General features: G+C 30.4%; 22 protein-coding genes and 1 rRNA gene. 5 read left to right on the top strand and 18 right to left on the bottom strand.

Translation table 11 applies throughout. From position 1 onward, the window contains the following. Positions 1 to 73 precede the first annotated feature (73 nt). The 6 genes from EAH69_RS10560 to EAH69_RS10535 form a co-directional block, all read right to left on the bottom strand. Complete coding sequence (locus EAH69_RS10560; protein ID WP_121935174.1) at positions 74 to 460, bottom strand: hypothetical protein; 387 nt, start codon at positions 458 to 460, stop codon at positions 74 to 76. A gap of 32 nt (positions 461 to 492) precedes the next feature. Continuing rightward, the gene (locus EAH69_RS10555; RefSeq protein WP_121935173.1) at positions 493 to 1,377 is read right to left on the bottom strand and encodes a tetratricopeptide repeat protein; all 885 of its coding nucleotides are present in this window, start codon (positions 1,375 to 1,377) and stop codon (positions 493 to 495) included. A 182-nt stretch (positions 1,378 to 1,559) separates the two neighbouring features. Further along, the gene (locus EAH69_RS10550; RefSeq protein WP_121935172.1) at positions 1,560 to 2,591 is read right to left on the bottom strand and encodes an AMP-binding protein; all 1,032 of its coding nucleotides are present in this window, start codon (positions 2,589 to 2,591) and stop codon (positions 1,560 to 1,562) included. A gap of 1 nt (position 2,592) precedes the next feature. Next, the gene (locus EAH69_RS10545; protein WP_121935171.1) at positions 2,593 to 3,201 is read right to left on the bottom strand and encodes a DUF1684 domain-containing protein; all 609 of its coding nucleotides are present in this window, start codon (positions 3,199 to 3,201) and stop codon (positions 2,593 to 2,595) included. Continuing rightward, the gene (locus EAH69_RS10540; RefSeq protein WP_121935170.1) at positions 3,198 to 4,235 is read right to left on the bottom strand and encodes an o-succinylbenzoate synthase; all 1,038 of its coding nucleotides are present in this window, start codon (positions 4,233 to 4,235) and stop codon (positions 3,198 to 3,200) included. Before EAH69_RS10540 ends, EAH69_RS10545 begins: the two co-directional genes overlap by 4 nt. Positions 4,236 to 4,347: 112 nt before the next feature. Continuing rightward, a complete protein-coding gene (locus EAH69_RS10535; RefSeq protein ID WP_121935169.1) occupies positions 4,348 to 4,923 on the bottom strand; it encodes a GNAT family N-acetyltransferase in 576 nt (191 codons plus the stop codon). Between the two features lie 150 nt (positions 4,924 to 5,073). Between EAH69_RS10535 and EAH69_RS10530 the strand changes: the two genes are divergently transcribed. After that, positions 5,074 to 7,470, top strand: a complete 2,397-nt coding sequence (locus EAH69_RS10530) for an outer membrane beta-barrel family protein (RefSeq protein ID WP_121935168.1) — start codon at positions 5,074 to 5,076, stop codon at positions 7,468 to 7,470. 60 nt (positions 7,471 to 7,530) lie between these two features. Here the strand turns inward: EAH69_RS10530 and EAH69_RS10525 are convergent, their stop codons facing one another. The 7 genes from EAH69_RS10525 to EAH69_RS10495 form a co-directional block, all read right to left on the bottom strand. After that, on the bottom strand, positions 7,531 to 8,190 hold the full coding sequence (locus tag EAH69_RS10525) for a YggS family pyridoxal phosphate-dependent enzyme (RefSeq protein ID WP_121935167.1): 660 nt from the start codon (positions 8,188 to 8,190) through the stop codon (positions 7,531 to 7,533). 2 nt (positions 8,191 to 8,192) lie between these two features. After that, positions 8,193 to 9,440: a DUF1015 domain-containing protein gene (locus EAH69_RS10520; protein WP_121935166.1), complete on the bottom strand. Its 1,248-nt coding sequence runs from the start codon at positions 9,438 to 9,440 to the stop codon at positions 8,193 to 8,195. A gap of 18 nt (positions 9,441 to 9,458) precedes the next feature. After that, a complete protein-coding gene (locus EAH69_RS10515) occupies positions 9,459 to 10,409 on the bottom strand; it encodes a D-2-hydroxyacid dehydrogenase (RefSeq protein WP_121935165.1) in 951 nt (316 codons plus the stop codon). A 71-nt stretch (positions 10,410 to 10,480) separates the two neighbouring features. Further along, positions 10,481 to 11,551: a 3-phosphoserine/phosphohydroxythreonine transaminase gene (serC, locus tag EAH69_RS10510; protein WP_121935164.1), complete on the bottom strand. Its 1,071-nt coding sequence runs from the start codon at positions 11,549 to 11,551 to the stop codon at positions 10,481 to 10,483. A 162-nt stretch (positions 11,552 to 11,713) separates the two neighbouring features. Beyond that, positions 11,714 to 12,973, bottom strand: coding sequence for an aminotransferase class I/II-fold pyridoxal phosphate-dependent enzyme (locus EAH69_RS10505; protein ID WP_121935163.1), 1,260 nt, complete (start codon positions 12,971 to 12,973; stop codon positions 11,714 to 11,716). Positions 12,974 to 13,051: 78 nt separating this feature from the next. Further along, positions 13,052 to 14,092 carry a PLP-dependent cysteine synthase family protein gene (locus EAH69_RS10500; protein WP_121935162.1) on the bottom strand — a complete coding sequence of 347 codons (1,041 nt, stop codon included), beginning with the start codon at positions 14,090 to 14,092 and terminating at the stop codon, positions 13,052 to 13,054. 134 nt (positions 14,093 to 14,226) lie between these two features. After that, positions 14,227 to 15,372 (bottom strand): GlmU family protein, encoded by a 1,146-nt coding sequence (locus tag EAH69_RS10495; RefSeq protein ID WP_121935161.1) that lies wholly within the window; start codon positions 15,370 to 15,372, stop codon positions 14,227 to 14,229. Positions 15,373 to 15,550: 178 nt separating this feature from the next. Here EAH69_RS10495 and aroB point away from each other — a divergent pair, with 178 nt between their 5' ends. From aroB to EAH69_RS10475, 4 genes are read left to right on the top strand one after another with little or no spacing between them, the layout of a single operon-like run. Beyond that, a complete protein-coding gene (gene aroB / locus EAH69_RS10490) occupies positions 15,551 to 16,603 on the top strand; it encodes a 3-dehydroquinate synthase (RefSeq protein ID WP_121935160.1) in 1,053 nt (350 codons plus the stop codon). A 25-nt stretch (positions 16,604 to 16,628) separates the two neighbouring features. Further along, positions 16,629 to 17,039, top strand: a complete 411-nt coding sequence (gene msrB / locus EAH69_RS10485) for a peptide-methionine (R)-S-oxide reductase MsrB (protein ID WP_121935159.1) — start codon at positions 16,629 to 16,631, stop codon at positions 17,037 to 17,039. A gap of 40 nt (positions 17,040 to 17,079) precedes the next feature. Continuing rightward, positions 17,080 to 17,454: a hypothetical protein gene (locus EAH69_RS10480; RefSeq protein ID WP_147439133.1), complete on the top strand. Its 375-nt coding sequence runs from the start codon at positions 17,080 to 17,082 to the stop codon at positions 17,452 to 17,454. After that, a complete protein-coding gene (locus EAH69_RS10475; protein ID WP_121935157.1) occupies positions 17,432 to 18,766 on the top strand; it encodes an MATE family efflux transporter in 1,335 nt (444 codons plus the stop codon). Before EAH69_RS10480 ends, EAH69_RS10475 begins: the two co-directional genes overlap by 23 nt. A gap of 28 nt (positions 18,767 to 18,794) precedes the next feature. Here the strand turns inward: EAH69_RS10475 and EAH69_RS10470 are convergent, their stop codons facing one another. The 5 genes from EAH69_RS10470 to rrf all read right to left on the bottom strand — a co-directional run bounded on the left by EAH69_RS10470 (position 18,795) and on the right by rrf (position 23,086). Then, positions 18,795 to 19,607, bottom strand: coding sequence for a GLPGLI family protein (locus EAH69_RS10470; RefSeq protein WP_121935156.1), 813 nt, complete (start codon positions 19,605 to 19,607; stop codon positions 18,795 to 18,797). Positions 19,608 to 19,688: 81 nt separating this feature from the next. Continuing rightward, positions 19,689 to 20,378, bottom strand: a complete 690-nt coding sequence (locus EAH69_RS10465) for an SDR family NAD(P)-dependent oxidoreductase (RefSeq protein ID WP_121935155.1) — start codon at positions 20,376 to 20,378, stop codon at positions 19,689 to 19,691. Next, positions 20,347 to 21,330, bottom strand: a complete 984-nt coding sequence (locus EAH69_RS10460; protein ID WP_121935154.1) for an ABC transporter ATP-binding protein — start codon at positions 21,328 to 21,330, stop codon at positions 20,347 to 20,349. The genes EAH69_RS10465 and EAH69_RS10460 overlap by 32 nt, the downstream gene beginning before the upstream one ends. Then, positions 21,330 to 22,322, bottom strand: a complete 993-nt coding sequence (locus EAH69_RS10455; protein WP_121935153.1) for an iron ABC transporter permease — start codon at positions 22,320 to 22,322, stop codon at positions 21,330 to 21,332. The genes EAH69_RS10460 and EAH69_RS10455 overlap by 1 nt, the downstream gene beginning before the upstream one ends. Before the next feature lie 656 nt (positions 22,323 to 22,978). Further along, positions 22,979 to 23,086: ribosomal RNA gene (gene rrf / locus EAH69_RS10450) — 5S ribosomal RNA — on the bottom strand. Positions 23,087 to 23,240: the final 154 nt, after the last annotated feature.

The raw sequence follows: 23,240 nt of genomic DNA, 5'->3' as shown, positions 1-23,240 counted from the left end.
ATGGATGTTTTTTTTTACACAAAAAAAGTGCCTCTAAATAGAAAGCACTTTAAAAAATATATTTATTACAATATTATAAGTTTTTTAATATCCAATATTCTCTAGAAAGACCAACATCATTTCTATTAACTTCAATTTCATCACAAAAATCTAAGAAAAACTCATCCATTGTTTTATCAATTTTTGGTGTCGATCCTATAATTTTAGTTAATAATTCATTAACCTCATCTTCTTTTTTGTGTTTATTTTTATCATAGGCTGCTAATGTTTGGTCTGTATAACCAACAAAAGAACTTGGGACAAAAATATTTACATCTTCAGTAATAATTACCAAAAATGTATCAGCAGCTTTTACTAATTCTACAGCTGTATTAATTTCTTTTTCAGATCCCGTTTCAAGACCTTCTAAAAAAACCTCAACATTATCTAAAACGTCATCTAACGTTGATACGATTCCCATCTTATATTAATTTTTCACAAAGTTAAAAAATCCTACAAATCCTCTTTCATTAAATTTTCAACTTCTTGATATTCCTCAAAAGTTTTTACAAAATCGTGTTCAAAATCAATAGAATTAAATAATATTTTCACTTTATTTTCCTCAATTTTTAAATAATGTAAAATCGTATTCACGTTATAATCATTAAAAGAATTAAAGTTGGGATATTGCGTAACCTGTTTTAAAATAACACCGTACACAAAGCAAGTTATCATATCATAATTAATTCCAAGCTCGTTATATTGACGAAAAAAATGTATTAAATTAGTTTTTAACTGTAAATTGTAATTGATACTTTTTAATTTAAAATTCTTTAGAACCAATCTATTAGACGTATTTAAAACAATTTCTTCTGTTATTTTTAAATTATGATTTAATAATTGAATCAAATCTTTTTCATCAGAAATCTGATATAATAAATTCAAATATCGTTTTGCTTCTTCAAAATTAAATAATTCTAAATTCACTAAAACTAACAAAAAAGTTACACGAAGATTTGAAGGATATATTTCATCAACTTCTTTTAAATATCGTAACGATTCATCAAATTTCAGTTTATAAAAATAGTATTCAGCCAAATAAATATTATTCGCTAATAAGTAGTAATCGTTATCTTTTACTTGATGCAAGTATAGGATAGATTCCTCATTATAATTAAGATTTCTCTTAACCATTGCTTTTAAAAAAATTGCTTTTGTATAATTTGGATCATCAAGAATAATTTGATCTAATATTTTTTCAGCGTCAATTAAATTTTGGGTAGGATGATTTTTAAACGAAAAAGCTTTCCATATCGGAAAAGGATCCACTATCTCTTGGTTATCTAACAGCAAGAAAAAAGCATCATTAAATTTCTGATTCGAATCCGTCCAGACCATATTTGAATTGATTTTAGTAGTTAAATTGATTTGGTTAAAATAGATATTATTTAGAATTCAAGTCCGTTTTAAAAACGAAAAATAACAATATTTATCAATAAATTATAAACAAGCATAACTTATTTAATTTTCAATAAGTAAACGAAAAAAAGAGATTCAAAAATTGAATCTCCTTCAAAAAATTATAAAATTTCTATTTTATTTCTTTTAATTTTTCCGCTTTCTGTACGTTCAAATTCGGGTATAAATATGATTTCCTTTGGAATTTGATATTTGGAAAGATTAGCTTTTGTTAGATCAATCATTCGCTCCTCGCCTTCGATTACTAAAATTAATTTCTCACCCAATAATTCATCTTTTTTTGAAGTAATAAAATAATCTGAAGCGATAAATGGTTTAATTAAATCCTCAATTTGTTCTGGAAATAACTTAATTCCACCCGAATTAATCACATTATCCGCACGTCCGATCCAATTGAAGTTTCTGACATCAATTAATTCAACTAGATCATTCGTCGTAACAATCAAACCATCGTAAGGCGTCTCGATAACCAAACAACCACGTTCGTCCTGTTTAATCTTAACCTCATCAAAAGCCTCAAAATATGGATTAACTTTTGGATATTTTTGATTAGGAACTTGCTTAAAAGCGATGTGAGTAATCGTTTCTGTCATTGCATATGTTTCATAAACTTCATTCGAAAGCGAAAATAAATCTTGTTTCACTTTATCTGAAAGTGGCGCACCTCCAATTATTAATTTATCACAATACGAAACAAAATCCAACGATTTCTCAACCTGCATTGGCGTAAGCGCAACGAAATTTATCGACTTTAAATCTGGTCCAAATTCGGTTGTAAAATCTGCCCAATTAAAGGTTGAAGTTGGTTCATGACAAATTATTTTCAGTCCTTGTTCAATGGCACGAATCAACATCAATTTTCCTGCAATATATGTTACAGGCATTGCTAATAAAGCCGAATCACCTTTTTGTAAACGTAAATATTTACATGTCATCCGAGCACTTTTTCGCATATTTTCCTTCGTTAGGCGAATTTGTTTTGGCATTCCAGTAGAACCCGATGTTTGCACCATCATAAAATCAGTATCATCAAACCAATTAATTAAAAAATCGATAATTGATTGTTCAAATTCATTTGAAACAGTTAATTGATTTACATCGAAATTCGGCTGAGAAAAATCTAGAACTAACATTTTACTTTTTATAAGTTACACCTGCTTTTACCTCAACATCTAGCGAATTATTTCCAGGAGGAATTGGGCAATTGTAGCGTTTACTGTATGCACAATATGGATTATATGCTTGATTGAAATCTATTACAACTTTTCCGTCATCAGTTAACATGTCATTAATTGATAAATCGATATATCGACCGCCACCATAGGTTGTTTCACCATTTGTTTCGTCAGTAAATGGCAAAAATAAATGGTCTGCATATTGCTCCTGAATTGGATTTGATTGGTAAATTGTCAATGTCTGCTCTTTCCCTTCTAACTTAAAATTAATCAAAGCATACTCTTTGTAATGTTTAATTTTTCCTGCTGAAGTTGGAAAAGGAATAACATTTCCATCATTAATTGGAATAAAATCGGCTTTTATCTTGTATATTTCATCTACAGGAAAAAACGTAATTCCTTTAAAAATAGCTTTTTCTTCAGCATTTAACGGCGTTGTTTTAGAATCAGAATAAAAATCTACTAACTCTTTTTGATATTTTTCTATAGCTGTTAATTCAGTCATGTTTTTTGTTGCACAACTTGTAATTAACACCAATATAAAAGCAATTAAACTTATATTTTTCATATTTTATTTCGGTATAAAAATTCGCCTTTCACCTCTAAACGAGTCGGGAAATTATTTGTAAACAAACCTCCAGTTCCTAATCCTTGTGGCATTTCTGGATACAAAATCGCTGTCCATTGCGCTATTGCATTTAATCCTACATTACTTTCTAAAGCAGATGTTATCCAAAAATCAACTTCGTTATAATCACATGCGTCAATCCATTCTAACGAACCACGAATTCCGCCAACTAAACTAGGTTTTAAAATCACAAATTGCGGTTTAATTTTTTCGATTAATGCAATTTTATCCTCACGATTATAGATTCCAATTAATTCTTCATCTAATGCTATTGGCGTCGGAGTTGTAGCACATAATTCAACCATTTGATCAATTTGACCAGCTTTAATTGGTTGTTCAATTGAATGAATTTTTAAATCTGCTAATTGTTGTAAAACTATTTTTGCTTCTTCAAAAGAAAATCCACCATTTGCATCTACACGTAATTCTAATTGTTCTGCTGAAAATTCTTCACGTAATTGTTTTAAAACTTCATGTTCAGACTCCCAATTTACTCCAATTTTTATCTTAATACATTTAAAACCTTGAGCTAATTTTTCTTGAATTTGTTCACGCATAAAATCCACATCACCCATCCAAATTAGTCCATTAATTTGCATTCCTTGTTCACCATTTTTAAAAGCTGATTCAAATAAATCTGGATTATATGGATCTAGATACTCGTCTTTGTAACGATTAAAATTATACGCTTGAAAAGCTTGTTCAATCCCAAACTGAATTGAAGGCCATTCACGTAATTGATTCCAAAGTTCTTGTACTCCTAAATCAATATGATCACAAGCCCATTGTAATTTTTGTTCGTAATCTTCGCGATCATCTGCACTTAAGCCTTTAAATAAACCGCATTCACCAATGTATTTTCTTCCATTTTCTTCTATGGTAATTAAATACGTTAATTTCTCCGTTAATACACCTCTCGAAGTTCCTCCTGGGCGTTTAAATTTCAAAACGTAAGGTTCATATCTTGCTTTCATACTTCAAATTTACGCTATCGATCTAATATTTCAATTGATTTATGTGATGATTTTTTTATTCCTATTTAATGAAAAAAGATTTAATAATAATTAATATGTCTTTTTCTTTATTTCAGATAAAAATCTTTCGTTCTAAAACTATTTTCACTTCGTTTTCCCATTCTTCTTTTAGTATACTAAAAACAATGGTATCGCGTTTAAATCCATCAGGTAAATAGGTATGTTTACGAAGAATTCCTTCTTGTTGAAATCCTATTTTTTTCATTGCAGCAATACTTCTCTCATTACGTAAATCTGCATTTAATTCTACACGTTCTATTGATAGATTTTCAAAAGCATAATTTAATATCAAGTATTTACAATGTGTATTAACTCCTGTACCTTGAGCTTGAGTTGCATACCAAGTGAATCCTAATTTTATAGATTTATTTTTAGAATCAAATCCATATAACCTCGTCATACCTACATATAGATCGTTTTCAATGTCATAAACGACAAATACAAAATGAGAAATTTGCTTAGACCACAACAGAGCTTGATTAAAATAATCTTTAAAATCCTCTTTGTTATTTATTTTAATTGTAGAATATGTCCATAATTCTTTTTCAAGAGCAAAATCTCTTAATTTTTCATAATGAAATTCGCTTAGTGACTCTAACTGAAACCTTTTAGTAGACAGTGTTTCCATAGATTATTAAATTTCTAAAATTAATTGAAAAAACAATATAATTATTGATAATTCAAAGAAACGAAAATTAAATATTTATTAAATTATAATATTATGCTATTCATAACGTTTTTACTATTAAGTATATTGAAAAATATGTAAATTCATAAAATGAGAAAACTAGGAATTTCTTTACTTTTTTGCTTTACATCTATTAACGCTTTTAGTCAACAAGAGGTTAAAGGCGCATTATTATATGAGGATAATTCACCTGTAACTTATGCAGATATTTTAATTTTAGATAACGATATTCTGCTTCAAGAAACATCTACAAACGAGGAAGGTATTTTTTCTACTATATTAAAACAAGGGAAATTTACAATTCGAATTGAACAATACGGATCTCTTTTATATACACAAGAAATTGATGTAAATAATGATAATCTTGGGATTATTTTAATTCCTAAAAATGATAACATCACATTAGCTGAAACAGTAGTTAGTGGGCAAAAAAAATTAATCGAAAAGAAAGTTGATCGATTAATTTTTAATCCAGATCAAGCAGAAGGTGCTAAAGGAGGAAATGCTTTAGATGCACTAAAACTTGCCCCACGAATTAAGATTGATGAAAATACTGATGAAGTTTCAATTGTAGGAAAAGGAGCTGTTTCTATTTTAATTAATGATAGATTGATGCAAATGGATCCTACACAATTATCTAATTATCTAAAAACAATACGAACAGAGGATATTGATAAAATTGAAATTATTACAAGTCCACCTGCAAAATTTGATGCTTCAGGAAACAGTGGTGTAATTAATATTGTACTTAAAAATTCAAAACAAAATAGTTATAACGGTAGTCTTTCTACTGCAGCAAGTCATGCAAATTACACTGGCTTAAATTATAATGGTAATATCAATTACAGAAAAGGTAAATGGACATTATCTGCCCGTGTATATCATGGCGAAAATGAATCTGGATTAGGTAATAATAATACAGTTTTATACGAAACAAATCGTTGGGAAAGTAATCGTGTTAACCATTCTAAAAATAATAATTTCGGAACTGGTCTTGGTGTTGATTATAATATTACTGAATCTTTAATTACTGGATTTAACTTCGATTATTCAATCGGTGAAGGAAAAAATTTATCACAAGCAAAAGATAATATTTACGATCTACCTTCTAATAATTTAAACAGATATTTAACAACCGATCACAATGGTACACAATGGGATTGGAATTACCTTGGTTTAAACTACCATGTAATTAAAAAATTTGATGACAAGGGCAAAAAATTAACTTTTGATTTCGATTATTCAAATAATTCTTCGGATGCAGATAACTTAGCTACATCAAACGAATTTTATCCAGACCATACGCCTATTGATGGGAAATTTCAGAGTAATTTAACCGAGAATGATTATCAATCTGATCGTTTTAATTTCAGTTTAGATATGGAACATCCGGTTAATTCGTGGAAAATGAATTACGGAACAAGAATTCGAATCGGAAAAGATGAAACAAAAAACAAACGTTTTACAAAAACGGATGCAGATTTTATTGAAGAAGACGAATACAGATATCAATTCAAATACGACGAAAATATATATGCTTTTTTCTACTCCGTAGAAAAACAAATTTCTGAAAAATGGAGTGCTAAAACTGGTTTACGTTATGAACATGCAAAAGTAAAAGCGTTTGCAGATAAAGAAAATATAAGTTATACAAAAACTTACGACGATTTATTTCCTACAGCTTATGTCATGTATCAGGCAACAGAAAATCATTCGTTTAGTATTAATTATTCAAGGCGTATTAATCGACCTTCTATGTGGCATTTAAATCCACTATTAATTAAGTTAAACGATTATTATTACCAAACAGGAAATCCTGATGTTTTGCCTTCTTATTCGAATAATTTCGAATTTGAACATGCATATAAAGATTTATTCGTTACAAGTATTTATATGAGTTTAACGAATGATATTGTAGGTCAAATTTCTGAACACAACCCTACAAATCAGGTTATGATTGCAAAGCCATTTAATTTTGCAAAATCGACTAGTATTGGTTTAAGTGAAACTATAAATCTAAAACCTATAAAATGGTGGAAAATTAATGCTACAGCAGATATTTACTACATCAAAACTGTTGGTCAAATTCCTAGTATGAATTATTCTTTAGACGGAATTAATGGTGATTTTACGATTACAAATAATTTTGAACTGAATAAAGCTAAAACACTTTTTGCGAATTATACGTATGCATACAGCACTAAAGGATCTGACTCTGATTTAGACGAGTATAACGATTATTTACAACATAATGCAGGTATTAGAGCGATGATATTTAATAAAAAATTACAATTATCATTTAATGTAAATAATATTTTCGAGAATCATAGACCTACGTATACATCGAGAACTAACAATGTATATTCAACTTGGACAAATGAATCTGTCCGTACATTTCGTTTTAGTATTGCTTACAATTTTGGAAAACAATTTAACATCGAACGTTCAAAATCTAATCAAGAACAAAGCTCTTCAGGAGGCGGATAATAAAATTTAGAAATTCACTATATAAAAGAAAACCCTACAAAATTGTAGGGTTTTAACTTTTTAGATATTATAATTACGATGTCCGAAAATCGAACTTCCGATTCGTACCATTGTACTACCTTCTTCTATTGCCATTTGGTAATCTCCACTCATTCCCATCGAAACGACTTTCATTTCAGGATGATTATTTTGATGTTGATCAAAAAGTTGTTTTAAGGATTTAAACTCTTCACGAATTTGATTTTCATCATCAGTAAAAGTTGCCATTCCCATTACTCCAACTACTTTCACATTTGGTAAATTCTGAATTTCATTTGATAAAATATCATTTAATTCTTCAGCATCTAAACCAAATTTAGTTTCTTCATCAGCAATAAAAACTTGCAATAAAACATCAATTACACGGTTATTTTTTTCAGCTTGTTTATTGATTTCTTTCAATAATTTCAAACTATCAACCCCATGAATTAAATGTACAAAAGGCGCCATGTATTTTACCTTATTGGTTTGTACATGCCCAATCATATGCCAACGAATGTCTTTTGGTAACACTTCGTATTTATCGCACATTTCTTGGATTTTATTCTCACCAAAATCACGCATTCCAGCATCATACGCTTCTTGCAAATCTTCAACCGGTTTTGTTTTAGAAACTGCAACTAATGTTACATGCGAAGGAATAGTTTGTTGTATTTGGTTTAAATTATCTTTTATGCTCATAATTAATCTTTCAAATCGAAAATAGTAAATCCACTCAAAGGTTTTGGTTCGATATACGTTGATTTTGGAGGCATTTTAAGCCCTAAATCTGCAATTAACTGTAAATCGTTTACACTAACAGGATAAAATGCAAAACCAGCTACAAAATCACCATTATCAACTTTTTGTTTAATAGCTTCGACACCTACTTTATCTTTCGTTCCAGCTACAAAACCAATTCGTTTATCATTACGTGTATCGTGAATGTCTAAAATCGGTTTTAATAAATGCTCTTCGAAAATATACGTATCTAATTCTCTTAATCCTTCAACATCTAAATCTGTATTTTTTGGATAGATACTATAAAACTCATTATCGATATACATCAAAATATGATGTTTTTTTGTCGGAATAAAAAGATCTTTTCCTTTAGAAATTACTTCAAAATTCTCTTCTACCTTTCGGATAAATTCGTCTTTAGATAAACCATTTAAATCTCTAACCACACGATTATAATCATTAATAATTAATTCGTCATTAGAAACCAACATTGCTAAAGTGTAATTAAACGTTTCGTTACCATACACTTCTTCATCATATTCCGAAGCTATTTTCTCTGTGTACAACGCCGATGATGACATACGATGATGTCCATCTGCAATGTAAAGATCATCTAACTTCTCGATAGAATCTTTAAATTGTTTTAGGTTTAAACGATTATCTACTCGCCACAATAAATGCTCTACACCTTCTTCATCAACAATTTTAAGTGTTGGCTTGCGCTTCATTTCCGTTTCTAACAACAAATCTACGCGCTGTGCAGGTTTGTATGTTAATAAAACAGGCTCGGCATGAAAGTGAGATCCTTTTAAATAATTAGCGAATAATTCGACACGACGATGAATTGTTTCTTCGTGTTTTTTAATCGTATTTTCGTTGTAATCATTAATATTTACCAATCCCAACAAACCTTTAACTTGACGTCCGTTTGGCTGAATTAATTGATAAATATAAAATGATGCTTTATCTTGAATCAAAACGCGATCATCAACAAAATCTTCAAACTTAGATCTGACTTTTGTAAAACGATCATGAATACTTTCAATCGTATTATCCCACGTTGGTTCAATAACGTGTAAAAATGATTGATTTCTTGAATTTATATTTTCTTCTAATTCCTCCTGCGAATAACGATCTACCGATTTTGTTACAAAATCCTGAGCTGTTTCTTCGGTTGGGCGAATTCCTTTAAAAGGTCTAAATTGAGGCATTTGGTTGATCTTAAAATTTTATACTCCGTAAAACTCCGCAATTTGCGATGCTAATTCTGTACCGATTCTGCTTTGTGCTTCTTCAGTTGAACCAGCGATATGTGGAGACAAAGATAAACTTTCATTCATTAATAATCCCATTTCTGGTTGAGGCTCTTTTTCGAAAACATCTAAACCAGCTCCTAAAACTTTACCAGATTCAATTGCTTCAGTTAATGCTAATTCGTCAATAACCCCTCCACGAGCAGTATTTACGATTACAACACCATCTTTCATTTTAGCTAATTCTTTCACTCCAATAATGTAACCATCTTGTGCAGGTACGTGTAATGTAATGAAATCTGCTTTTGTAATTACCTCATCAAAATCTGTTGAAGTTAAAGTAAATTTAACGGTTTGACCGTCGAAGAAATCTAATTCGATTTCACGAGTTGCTGGGAATTTATCATAAACAACAACGTTCATACCTAAACCGATTGCAACACGAATTACTTCTACTCCGATACGTCCAAATCCAATAACTCCCATTGTTTTACCACGTAATTCGTATGCTTTAGCATATGCTTTCTTTAATCCATTGAAGTTTGTATCTCCTTCTAATGGCATATTACGATTTGCGTTGTGTAAGTTTCTTACGATTGAGAAAATGTGAGCAAATACAAATTCTGCAACTGATTGAGAAGATGATGCAGGTGTATTAATTACTTGGATTCCTTTCTCGCGTGCATATTCCACATCGATGTTATCCATTCCTACTCCACCACGTCCAATCATTTTTAAGTTTGTTGCATCAATTAAATCTTGACGAACTTTAGTTGCTGAACGAACTAATAAAACTTCAACACCTTTTTCGTTGATGTAATTTGCTAATTGTTCTTGAGCTACGTGTGTAGTAATTACTTCGAAACCTTTTACTTCTAATGCTTCTTGTCCTGCTTTAGAGATTCCGTCGTTTGCTAATATTTTCATTGTAATTATAGTATTGAGATGTGTGAAATTAGAAGTTAGAAAGAATCTAACTTCTAAAGTCTAATTATTTTTTATCCGAATTTTTGTTCAAATTGTTTCATTACTTCCACTAAAACCTTTACAGATTCTAATGGTAAAGCGTTGTACATAGAAGCACGGTATCCACCAACATCGCGGTGACCAGCTAAAGAAACAACACCAGCTTCTTTTAACATCGCATCAAATTCAGCTTTTACATCTTCATTATTTAAAACGAAAGTTGCATTCATTTGCGAACGATCTTCTACATTTGCAGTACCTGTAAATAATCCGTTACGATCAATTTCAGCATACATAGCTTCAGCTTTTGCAGTATTAATTTTTGCAATCGCATCAACTCCTCCTTGCTCTTTTAACCATTGTAAGTTTAACATTACACCGTAAATCGCAATTACAGGCCAAGTATTAAAAGAAGATTCTTTCGCAATATGTGTTGCATAATTTAAATAATCAGGAATATTACGTCCTGTTTTACCTAATAAATCTTTTTGAACGATTGCTACAGCAGAACCAGCAGGTCCCATGTTCTTTTGAGCCCCAGCGTAAATCACTCCAAATTTAGATACATCAACATGTTTTGATAAAATATCTGATGACATGTCACAAACTACTGGAACGTTTGTCGTTGGAAACTCTTTCATTTGAGTTCCGAAAATGGTATTATTTGACGTACAGTGGAAATAATCTACATCTGTAGGAATTTCATACCCTTTTGGTACATAATTGTAATTATCTTCTTTTGATGAAGCTACAACATTAATTTCTCCGAAACGTTTTGCTTCTTTAATTGCGTTAGCAGCCCATTTACCTGAATCTAAATAAGCAGCTTTTCCTCCTTCCTTTAATAAGTTGTAAGCTACTGTTGGAAATTGTAAAGAAGCACCACCTTGCATAAATAAAACATCGTGAGTTTCCGGAACATTCATTAATTCCTTCACTAAAGCACGTGCTGTATCCATAACTTCTACCGCATCTTTACGACGGTGAGAAATTTCTAAGATTGATGTACCTGAGTTGTTAAAATTTAAACATGCTTCTGCCATTTTATCAAAAACCACTTGTGGTAAGATACATGGACCAGCACTAAAATTATGAACTTTCATAAGAGTTGTTTGTATTTGTTTGTGTGAAAAATGTGTTTAACAAATATATGAAATGTGATTTGGATATTCTTTTAAAAAACTATTGACTTTTTAACAGGTTTTTAAACAAAAAAGCCTTAAACAATAATATGTTTAAGGCTTTAAATATTTTATTGCAAAATATTAATATTGAACGAAATCAATGTTTAATTCTTCTGCTTTTCTTTTATAGTAACCATCAGCTAATTTATCTTTAATTTCAGCGAATGAATTTAAAGTGTACTCGATGTGTTCATCTTCGTGAGCAGCTGTTGGGATAATACGGAAAATAATCATTCCTTTTGGAATTACTGGGTAAACTACCACAGAGACGAAAATTCCGTACTCTTCACGCATTTCTTTTGCTAAAACAGTAGCCTCAATTGGAGATCCATTTAAAACGATTGGAGTAACACAAGTATCAGATCCTCCAATGTCAAATCCACGATCTTGTAAACCTTTTTGGATTTTCTCAACATTGTGCCATAATTTATCTTTTAATTCTGGCGATTTTCTTAATAATTCTAAACGCTTTAATCCTCCGATAACCATTGGCATAGTTAAAGATTTTGCGAAGATTTGAGAACGTAAGTTGTATTTTAAGATACGGATAATGTCTTTATCACCAGCAATAAATGCTCCGAAACCAGCCATAGATTTAGCGAAAGTAGAGAAGTAAATATCAATTTTATCTTGACATCCTTGCTCTTCTCCAGCTCCAGCTCCAGTTTTACCTAAAGTACCGAATCCGTGTGCGTCATCTACTAATAAACGGAAGTTATACTCGTCTTTGTAAGCAGCGATTTCTTTTAAGATACCTTGTTTACCTGTCATACCGAATACACCTTCTGTAATAACTAAAATTCCTCCTCCTTGCTTATCAGCTAATTTACGAGCACGAATGATAGTTTTTTCAAAAGATTCGATATTGTTGTGTTGGTAAATGAAACGTTTACCAAAGTGTAAACGTACACCATCAACGATACAAGCGTGACACTCTGCATCATAAACGATAACGTCATTTTTACCTACTAAAGCATCAATTGTAGATACCATACCTTGGTATCCAAAGTTCATTAAATATGAAGATTCTTTCTGAACGAAATCAGCTAACTCTTGCTCTAATTGTGCGTGGTAATCAGTTTGTCCTGACATTGCACGAGCACCCATTGGATAAGCCATTCCATATTCAGCAGCAGCGTCAGCATCAGCTTTACGTACTTCTGGGTGATTTGCTAATCCTAAGTAGTTATTAATCGACCAAGTGATAACTTTCTTCCCTTGGAATTCCATTACTGGACCGATTTCACCTTTTAATTGAGGGAATACGTAGTATCCTTCTCCGTAATCAGCAAATTGTCCTAATGGACCTGGATTTTGTTTTAATCTTTCAAAAATATCCATTGTAGTATCTTGTATTTAAGTTAAAAAGCAGAAACCAAACAAAGTTGATTTCCACTTTTCAAATATATTTAAAATATTTTATTTATTGATGTATTCTACAGTTGCACGAGATTCTAAGCCATTTAATTTACTATTACTAAATCCTTGCTCAGCCATCCATTCGTCGCTAAATACTTTAGTTATATAACGAGAACCGTGATCTGGGAATAAAACAGCTACGACAGAATTTTCATCAAATTCGCCAGAAGCAGATAATTGTTTTAAAGCTTGTGTTGCTGCACCAGAAGTATAACCAACCATTAAACCTTCTTTTAAAGCTAACTCGCGAGTAGTGTAAGCAGACTCTTCATCAGAAACTTTTACAAATTTATCTACTACTGAAAAGTCTAAAGCTCCAGGAACCAAATTTTTTCCCATACCTTCAATTTGGTATGAATAAATTTCGTTTGGATCAACTTCTCCTGTTTCGTGGTATTTCTTTAAAATAGATCCGTAAGCATCTACGCCAATAACTTTAACATCTGGATTTTGTTCTTTAATAAAACGTCCACTTCCTGTTAAAGTACCTCCTGTACCTGTACACCCAATTAAGTGTGTAATTTTACCTTCTGTTTGTGCCCAAATTTCTGGACCAGTAGTTAAATAGTGCGCCTCAGTATTTCCTAAATTAAAATACTGATTAATATAAATTGAATTTGGTGTTTCTGCAGCGATGCGCTTTGCTACCTCATAATAAGAACGAGGATCATCTGCAGGTACATTTGCAGGACAAATAAATACTTTAGCTCCTAATGCTTTTAAATAAGCAATTTTTTCTGCTTTAGTCTTATCTGATACTGCTAAAATACACTTGTATCCTTTAACTATACTAACCATAGCTACCGCAAAACCTGTGTTACCAGATGTTGTTTCTACGATTGTAGCTCCAGGAGTTAATAAACCTTTTTTCTCAGCCTCTTCAATGATATGTAATGCTATCCTATCTTTGGTTGAATGTCCGGGATTAAAACACTCTAATTTGGCATATACCTCACCTGGAATGTCTTGGTTAATTCTGTTTAAACGTACAAGTGGAGTGTTTCCAACAAGTTCTAAAACGTTGTTATACTTACCAGTCATTATCTACTAATATTCTTTTCTTACAAATGGCAAATTTAAGAATTTTTAATCAATTGCTAAAAAATAAGCATGTATATTTCATCTTTTAGAAATTTTTCATTGATTTCTTAGCTATTTGTCAAATGAATTTTTAGTTAATTATTTATGTTAAAAATATATTCTAATATTTTCTTATCTTCTTCTGTAAACGGAATTTTACGACGTTCCATCATTTTTTCTGCTGCTTCATACGCACGATCCAAAGCAAAAACTGGCGCATCATTTGGTCCTCCCCAACTAAAATGTTTAATTAAATTTGGTGGAAAACCTCCTTGGAAAAGATTGGCAGAAACTCCAACTACAGTTCCTGTATTAAATTGTGTATTGATAGCAGATTTTGAATAATCTCCCATAATTAAACCACAAAATTGTAAACCAGTTTTGATAAATCTTTCAGCTGGATAATTCCAAACTTTAACTTCAGAATAGTTATTTTTTAAGTTAGAATTATTTGTATCAGCACCTAAATTACACCATTCTCCTATTACTGCATTTCCTAAGAAACCATCGTGTCCTTTATTAGAATATGCCATTAAAATTGCATTATTCAATTCACCACCAACTTTACAGTGTGGACCAATTGTACAACCAGAGTAAATCTTAGCTCCCATATTGATCTTTGCATATTCACATAATGCTAAACCACCACGAACCATAGATCCTTCCATTATTTCAGCGTCTTTTCCGATGTAAATTGGACCTTCTGAAGCATTCAGAATAGAGAATTCTACTTTTGCTCCTTCTTCTATAAAAATACGTTCTGGGTGTAAAACGCGATTAGTTTCAGAAATTGGTTGTGAAGTTCTTCCATTAGTTACTAATTCGTAATCAAACTCAATCGCTTTGAAATTGTGTGTAAAAATATCCCATGGATATTTAATCTCAGTTAGATTATCATTAAAAATAACCTGATCAGTAGCATCATTTAAACTCTTAGCTTTTGCAGCAATAATTTCTTCGTTATAAACAATTGCTTGATTATTTGTTAAATTATTAATTGCTAGAACTAAAGCTTTAGTAGGAAAAAAAGCCGGATTAATATAAACATTTTCTTCTTTTAGATTTACTTGAAATTTTCCCTGTAAATAGTCTTGTGTTTGATATGATACAGACCCTTCTAAAAGTTTTTCCCAACGTTCTGCAAAAGATAAAATTCCCATTCTTAACGCTCCTACAGGCTTAGTAAAAGTTAAAGGAAGTAAATGATCTCTTTGCGTACCGTCAAATAATATTATATTCATTGGCTTTAAATTATCCAACAAATTTAAAAATTAATCTCTATATAATAGTGTATAAATAATCATCAAATAACATCAATTCTGATTTATTTCAGTTCTAAGCCAAATATCGCCCCTATTTTTTGGTAGTTGCTCTTTATTCGCCGTACTTTTATAGACATTTTTGTAAATACATTCCCAGTTGAAATCTGCACCTATACATTTTGGTTATATTGCTCCAATTCTGGATCAATATCTAAAGGAAAATTCTTTTTCATCTATCTTATTTTTGGTAGATGAAAATACGCATGTTCATTGTTTACCTATTTTATTAGCCGATTTAGATAATCTTACTACTTACGAGATTTTAGAAATTGATGCAGGTGAAGAAAATAAGACAATTGAAACAGTTAATAACTTATGGTTATCATTAGCCGAATTAGGAGCTGATCGTAATACGTTAGTGATAAATGTTGGTGGTGGCGTTTTAACAGATATGGGTGGATTTATGGCTTCTACATTTAAACGTGGCATTAAATTCATCAATATTCCTACAACATTATTATCTCAAGTGGATGCTTCTGTTGGTGGTAAAAATGGAATTGATTTAGAAGGAATGAAAAATATGGTTGGGACTTTTACTCAACCTGAAATGGTTTTAATTGATCCTAAATTTTTAAAAACGTTAGAACAACGTCAAATAAAATCTGGATTAGCAGAAATGTTGAAACATGGTTTAATTCAAGACCGTGATCATTGGGATAACTTAGTGCAATTGTTAGCACACAATGCTGAAGATTTAGCTCCGTTTATTATGGATTCTATCGAAATCAAAAAGCAAGTTGTAGAAACTGATCCTTTAGAAAAAGGTTTACGTAAAATCTTAAACTTTGGTCATACAATTGGACACGCGATTGAAAGTGAATCTTTAGAGACTGAATTTCCTTTGTTACATGGCGAAGCAATTGTTATAGGTATGATTATTGAAGCATTTTTAGCTGAACAAAAAGGAATCTTATCTACCGAAGATCGTGAAGAAATTTGTGACGGTTTTGCTAGTTTATATGCTCTAAGTACAATTGATTTAAATCTTTTCCCTCAATTGCTGACTTGGATGAAACACGATAAAAAGAACGAAAAAAATGCAATTAACTTTAGTTTAGTTAATAAAATTGGAGCTTGTTCTTATAACGTGGTTTGCAACGAAGATGAAATTAAAACTGCTTTTATTAGTTTTAATCATTGGATAGGATAATTCCCCTTATTTTAAAAATCATCAAATGAATCAAGAACATAAATTTAACGTAATTAAAACAGATGAAGAGTGGAGAGAACAATTAACTCCAGATCAATACATCGTTTTAAGACATGCCGGAACTGAACGTCCTTTTACAGGTGAATTTAATATGCATTTTGAAAATGGTATTTACGTTTGCGCTGGTTGTGGAGAAGATTTATTTGATTCTACTTCTAAATTTAACAGTCATTGTGGTTGGCCAAGTTTTGACCAAGAAATTGAAGCTGGTAAGATTGTAGAAATACGTGATGAATCACACGGTATGATTCGAACTGAAATTTTATGTGGCAATTGTGGTGGACATTTAGGCCATGTTTTTGACGATGGACCAACTGAAACCGGAATTAGATATTGTGTTAACTCACTTTCTTTAGATTTTAAAAACGAAAAATAAATAGTAACTTGGATGACAATTAACACATCATCCTTTTTTTATGCCTATAAAAAATTCGTACATAAAATCGTATTGTATTATTTTAGCAGCAATTAGTTTTATATCTATTTACTATTTTGTACACCATCAATTGGTTATAAAAGACGATATTCAACCAGCTATTTTAGCATATTTTATTATCAAATCTTTTTTAATTTTTGCTAATTTCACTCGTGCTTTTAAAGCATTTCATTTTAATCCAATAATTTTTAAAGCACTTTTCAATTTAGGAATCGGTTTATTATTAGCATTTTTGTACTTACAATTATACAACGATTCAATATTGATATTAACCGATTGTGGTTTATCCCTAATCACCGTGTTTTCTTTAATGAAAATGCATCAAAACAAAAATGAAAAACAGAATTACATTTAAACAAATCAACCAATTAGCAATTCCTGCTATTTTATCTGGAATTGCAGAATCTATTATTACATTAACAGATATTGCTATGGTTGGTAATTTAAAAGACAATTCTGTCGAAGCTTTGGCAGCTGTAGGATTAGTTGGTTCTTTTCTGTCTGGATTGCTTTGGATTTTAGGACAAACAAAAACTTCAATTTCTTCTATTGTTTCACAACAGTATGGTGCTAATAATCTCAATTCAATAAAAACGTTAGTTCCACAAGCTTTATATCTAAATATCGCGATTGGATTATTTTTATTAGGCACAACAGTTTTATTTGCCGAAAACATTTTCAATTTATACAATGCATCAAATCTAGTACTTCAAAATTGTATTGATTATTATTCGATTCGCGCTTTTGGATTCCCACTAACTTTAATTTCTCTTACGTTATTCGGAACGTTTAGAGGTTTACAAAACACAGTTTGGGCAATGCGATGCGGAATTGCTGCAGCTGTAATTCATGTCGGATTAAATTTTATTTTAATATATGGAGTTGAAGGTTTTATTCCTGCATTTGGAATTAAAGGAGCAGCCTATTCTAGTCTGATTGCACAATGCATCATGGTTGCCATGGCGTTCTATTATTATATTAATAGAACCAATTTTAGATTTAATCCTGGAAAAGAAATTCATCCATTAATCAAACCTTATATTTCATTAAGCTTTAATTTTATCTTACGTACAGCCACATTAAACGTGGCATTTTTCGTAGCTAATGCATATGCAACAGGTTATGGAGCAAATTACATTGCAGCACAAAGTATTTTAATGAATATCTGGTTATTTTTCTCTTTTTTTATCGATGGATATTCTGGAGCAGGAAACGCAATGGCAGGAAGATTAATTGGCGAAAAAAACTATCAACAATTATTGTATTTAAGCAAGGATATTGCGAAATACTCAGTTATTATCGCCTTAATATTAGTCGTGATTTCATTTGTATTTTATCGTCCAATTGGAGAAATATTCAATAAAGATGAAGAAGTTTTACACGTTTTTACAAGTGTCTTTTGGATTGTTCTTTTAATGCAACCAATAAATACATTGGCTTATATTTTCGACGGATTTTTTAAAGGAATGGGCGATGCTAAATTGTTACGTAATAATTTGATTATTTCTACATTCTTAGGTTTTATTCCTACTTTATTAATCACTGATTATTTTGGAATGAAAATTCACGGAATTTGGTTAGCTTTTGGAATTTGGATGATTATGAGAAGTTTTCCTTTGATGTATATTTTCAATCAAAGAATGAAATCAAAAATTTCAATTCAATAAAAAAGCTACTTTTTCAAGTAGCTCTATTTTATAAATCAAACTGTAAGCCTTTTTCAATCGAATTATTTTTTGCTTTCAATTCGTGTTTTCTTTTTTCTAATAATTCAGTATCACGCTTAGTATCATCACCAGTTCGCATATTTATCTTCACTGGATTTTCTTTATACGCTTTTATTGCAGTTTCAAATTCTATTCGCTTCGAATTAATTTCATTATACTTTTCATAAATTGGATAATTCGCCGTGTCTTTCACAACAGAAATCGCCTCGTAATGAAAGTAATTTTTATCATCATTCAGTTCTAAAATCAAACCTGGTAAACCATTAAATTTATATGGACCGTATGGAACTTTAATATCTTCAGCATACCAAGCTATCCAATTTCTACCAAATAAATTTGTAGTCGCTTTTTTTACATCAAACTCATTTATCTTTTTCGTTTCATTAATTAATTCCCATTTGATTTCTGGCACTTCATCTTTAAAATTATACCAAAAACTATTCGCTTGAGTTTTAAAGAAATAATGTGACGAATCTTTTTCAAAATAAATTCTGTACTTATTAATTTCATTATTTTTTAGTATTAAATCTCTTGCAGATAATTTCCCTTCAGTTATTAGAGTCGTAATATCATCTTTAATAGTATCAGAAGAAAACGCATTATTCGTCATAAAAACAAAACCTTTATCATTTGTTCGTAAAACCATTTCTTCAGTCAATTTATACGATTGATTCAACGAATCTGGCGAATACCTAAAATTATATTTCACCAAATAATCAGTTTCTTTTTTACAACTAAACAAAGTTGTAAAACATATAAATGTTAGTAGTAAGTATTTCATAATTGTGGATTTAAATTCTAAGATATAAAAAAAGCTACCTAAAAAGGTAGCTTGAAAAAAATATTATTAAACAAAATTCTATTATGGTGTAGAAATAGAAGCTTGTTGTGTTTTTCCGTTAAAATATTTCCAACCATTTAAACCAAAATCAACTAAATAAGCTGCCATTTCGTTTGGTTGTGTTGGTGCTATATAACCAGGGAAAGCTTCCTCTAACATTTCTGTTTGTACCGCTCCTAATGCAACTGCATTAATGCGTGGTCCATTCTCTTTTAACTCTTCAGCTAACAATTCCGTCAAATTAACAGTTGCAGACTTTGATGATGAATAAACTGATAAACCAGGAAATTTAACCGATCCTTGTACAGCTCCCATTGTTGATACATTTACCACATGTGAAGTTTTATCTAATTTTGGTAATAATACCTGAATTAAACGATAAGGTGCCATAAAATTCACTTGCCAAGAACGTAATAAATCTTCTTCTTCCATTTCTGCAAATGGCTTGTTAATACATAAACCTGCGTTGTTGTATAAAATATCAACTTTATCCCAAGTCGATACTGCATCTAAAACTTTTACTATTTCTTCGAAATTAGTTAAATCTAACCCTAAAAAATCGTACTGACCTTCTTGTGCAAAATCCTTTAATTCTGCTAATTTATCTTCATTACGAGAAATCGTTAAAACACGATTACCTAAAGCCAAATGTTGCTTTGCCAATTCGTAACCAATTCCTCTACTTGCTCCTGTTATTATTATATTTTTCATGTTCTAAATAGTTCAATACTGATAAAATCGAATTAAATTTTTGCTCATCAAAGATGATACAATTTTCTGTGACTTCCATAGATTTCATAGCATTTTCATCAATCTGAAATCCATTTCTAATTAAAGCTCTTTTCATCCAATAACTAAATTCTGATTTTCCTTTTACATTGATTTTATTTTCCGATATTTTAAAGTTTTGATATGAATCTGAATTCAAATTGTATTTTAAAAAATTACCAGAAAGTTTCTCAAATATTTGATGTTCAAAAGCAATTTCTTCTGGAATTCCGTCATATAATTTCTTATTTTCTATCCACCAAATTTTATCAGCATAATTCAATGCTAACTCTGCATCATGTGTAATCATTACAAAAGATTTATTCGTTTTTGATTTTAAATGAGTAATCAATTCATAAATCTTAAATTGATTTTCTAAATCTAAATTTGCAGTAGGTTCATCCAAAATAATCAAAGAAGTATCCTGACAAAGTGCTCGCGCAATCATCACCAATTGCAGTTGTCCTTCACTGATTTCTGTTAAATATTTATTCTTTAAATCTGAAATTCCGACTAAATCAATCATTTCATTAATAAAACAAATTTCATCATCCGAATATTTTTTTAAAACACGATGATGAGCAATTCGGGCTGTTGCAATTGTATCGAAAACAGTAATTTTTGGAATCAAATTTAATTTCGGAAAAACAATTGCTACTTCTTTCGCTAATTCTACTGCAGCAAAATCAGATTGTTTTCTATCATTAAAATAAATCAAACCATTTAAAACTTTTTCAAAACCTAAAATAGTGTGAATCAAAGTTGATTTACCTACTCCATTTTTACCTAAAATAACGATCAATTCATTTTCAGAAACAGAAGTTGAAACGTTATTAATTAAATCTGTTTTACCAAAACCTATCGTTAAATTATCAAGCTGTAAAATCGTTTTCATTATCTAATTTCGTATTTATTATTTAACAAAATACTAATCACAATAGGCGCTCCAATTAATGATGTGATGATATTGATTGGCAATGTCCCGAAGGGAAATAAATCTGTTAAAATTGAAAACAACAACATAATACATACTCCAGCTAATAATACCCAACGAAATAATAAACGCATATTTCCTGTTTTTAAAACTGATCTACAAATGTGTGGCACTGCTAATCCTACAAAAGCAATAGGTCCGGTAAATGCAGTAGCTGATGCAGTTAATAAAGCTGCTGAAACTAATATTAAAATCCTTAATTTTCTAATGTCAATTCCTACAGATTGCGCATATTTTTCGCCTAGTATTAAAGCTGAAATTCCTCTCAAGGTAAATATAGAACCTATTAATCCAAAGCTTACAAATAATGCAAATACACCTACTTGTTCCCATGATAATCCACTAATAGAACCAAATCCCCACATCAAAAATGTTTTAATTTTATCCGAAGTCGAAAAATATTGCATTAATCCTATAAATGCTACCGTTAATCCAGACAACATAAATCCAAGAATTACTAATGAGGCTGATGATTTAACTTTATTTAAAAATAGAAGTATAAAAAATAAAGCGAAAATTGAACCAATAAAAGATGCAAATATCAAGAGCCATGGATTATTTAACCATGTATCTAATCCTAATGTTGTAAATAGAAAAACGACAATTGCAACTCCTAAACTTGCCATTGATGTTACACCTAATACAGATGGTTCAGCTAAAGGATTTTTAAATAATTCTTGCATTAAAAATCCTGCTATAGGCAATGATAGACCTATTAAAACAGCAGTTATACTTTTAGGTAATCTGAAATTTAATACCAAATTACGATTTACTTCATCCGTCGAACCAATTATTTCTTTAATCGGTATTTCAACTTTTCCTATTGTTAAACTATAGAAAAATAGAAATATCGTTAAACAACAAATCAGGTAAAAAAGTGGTTTTTCTTTCATCAAGGCAAATATAATTAAACTATTAGCTTATGTCATTAATCTAATTATACTTTAGAAGTAAATATTTTATTAGGGCGTTCCCTTCGGTCGGGCTATCCGTTCCAATCTTTGCTTCTCCATAATTTTTTAAGTAAAATTAATATCCTATTGTCATTCTATGTTTATAAAAGAATCTAAGATAAAAAGCAAAGGATTTCCACTGCTATCCCTAACGCAATTTGCGTTATGCGTTATGCGTTATGCGTTATGCGTTATGCGTTATGCAAAAATAACAAGCCTTGTCACTTCGAGCTTGTCGAGAAGTCTTTTATTTCTATAAACAACTTTAGCCAGTTCGAATATTTAAAAAACAAATTATAAAAAACGCCATCCTGAATTTATTTCAGGATCTCAACAAAACAAACAACTCAATCTTCCTTATATATCCTTATTAAAAATCATAATCTATTCGTCATTTCGAATGTATAAAATGATTGATTTTAAATTTATCGAGAAATTAGACGATAAAACATTGTCAAGCTGAATTCATTTCAGCTTCTCATAACACTTTTACTACTTGTCACATATAACATATAACATAGAACTTACAACGTAATACATAACATCCGAAAACAAAAAATCCCCAATCAAATAAATGATTGAGGATTCTTTTTAAAGACTGGCGGCGACCTACTCTCCCGCAATAGCAGTACCATCGGCGCTGAAAGGCTTAACTTCTCTGTTCGGAATGGGAAGAGGTGAGCCCTTTCGCTATAACCACCCTAATTTCTTAGATATTTTTAATTAGGTTTGATTCCTAATATATTATTAACATTATTAGATACTTGAATACAAGTGTTTGTTTTATTTATTTTGATACAATCCAGTACACAATTCAAATAAGATTAACTAACCTTCTCTATGACGGTTAAATTAATA

Source organism: Faecalibacter macacae, from assembly GCF_003687725.1.
Classification (GTDB): Bacteria; Bacteroidota; Bacteroidia; order Flavobacteriales; family Weeksellaceae; genus Empedobacter; species Empedobacter macacae.
The sequence above is the reverse complement of the archived record's forward strand: the minus strand, read 5'-3'. Positions and strand labels throughout refer to the sequence as shown.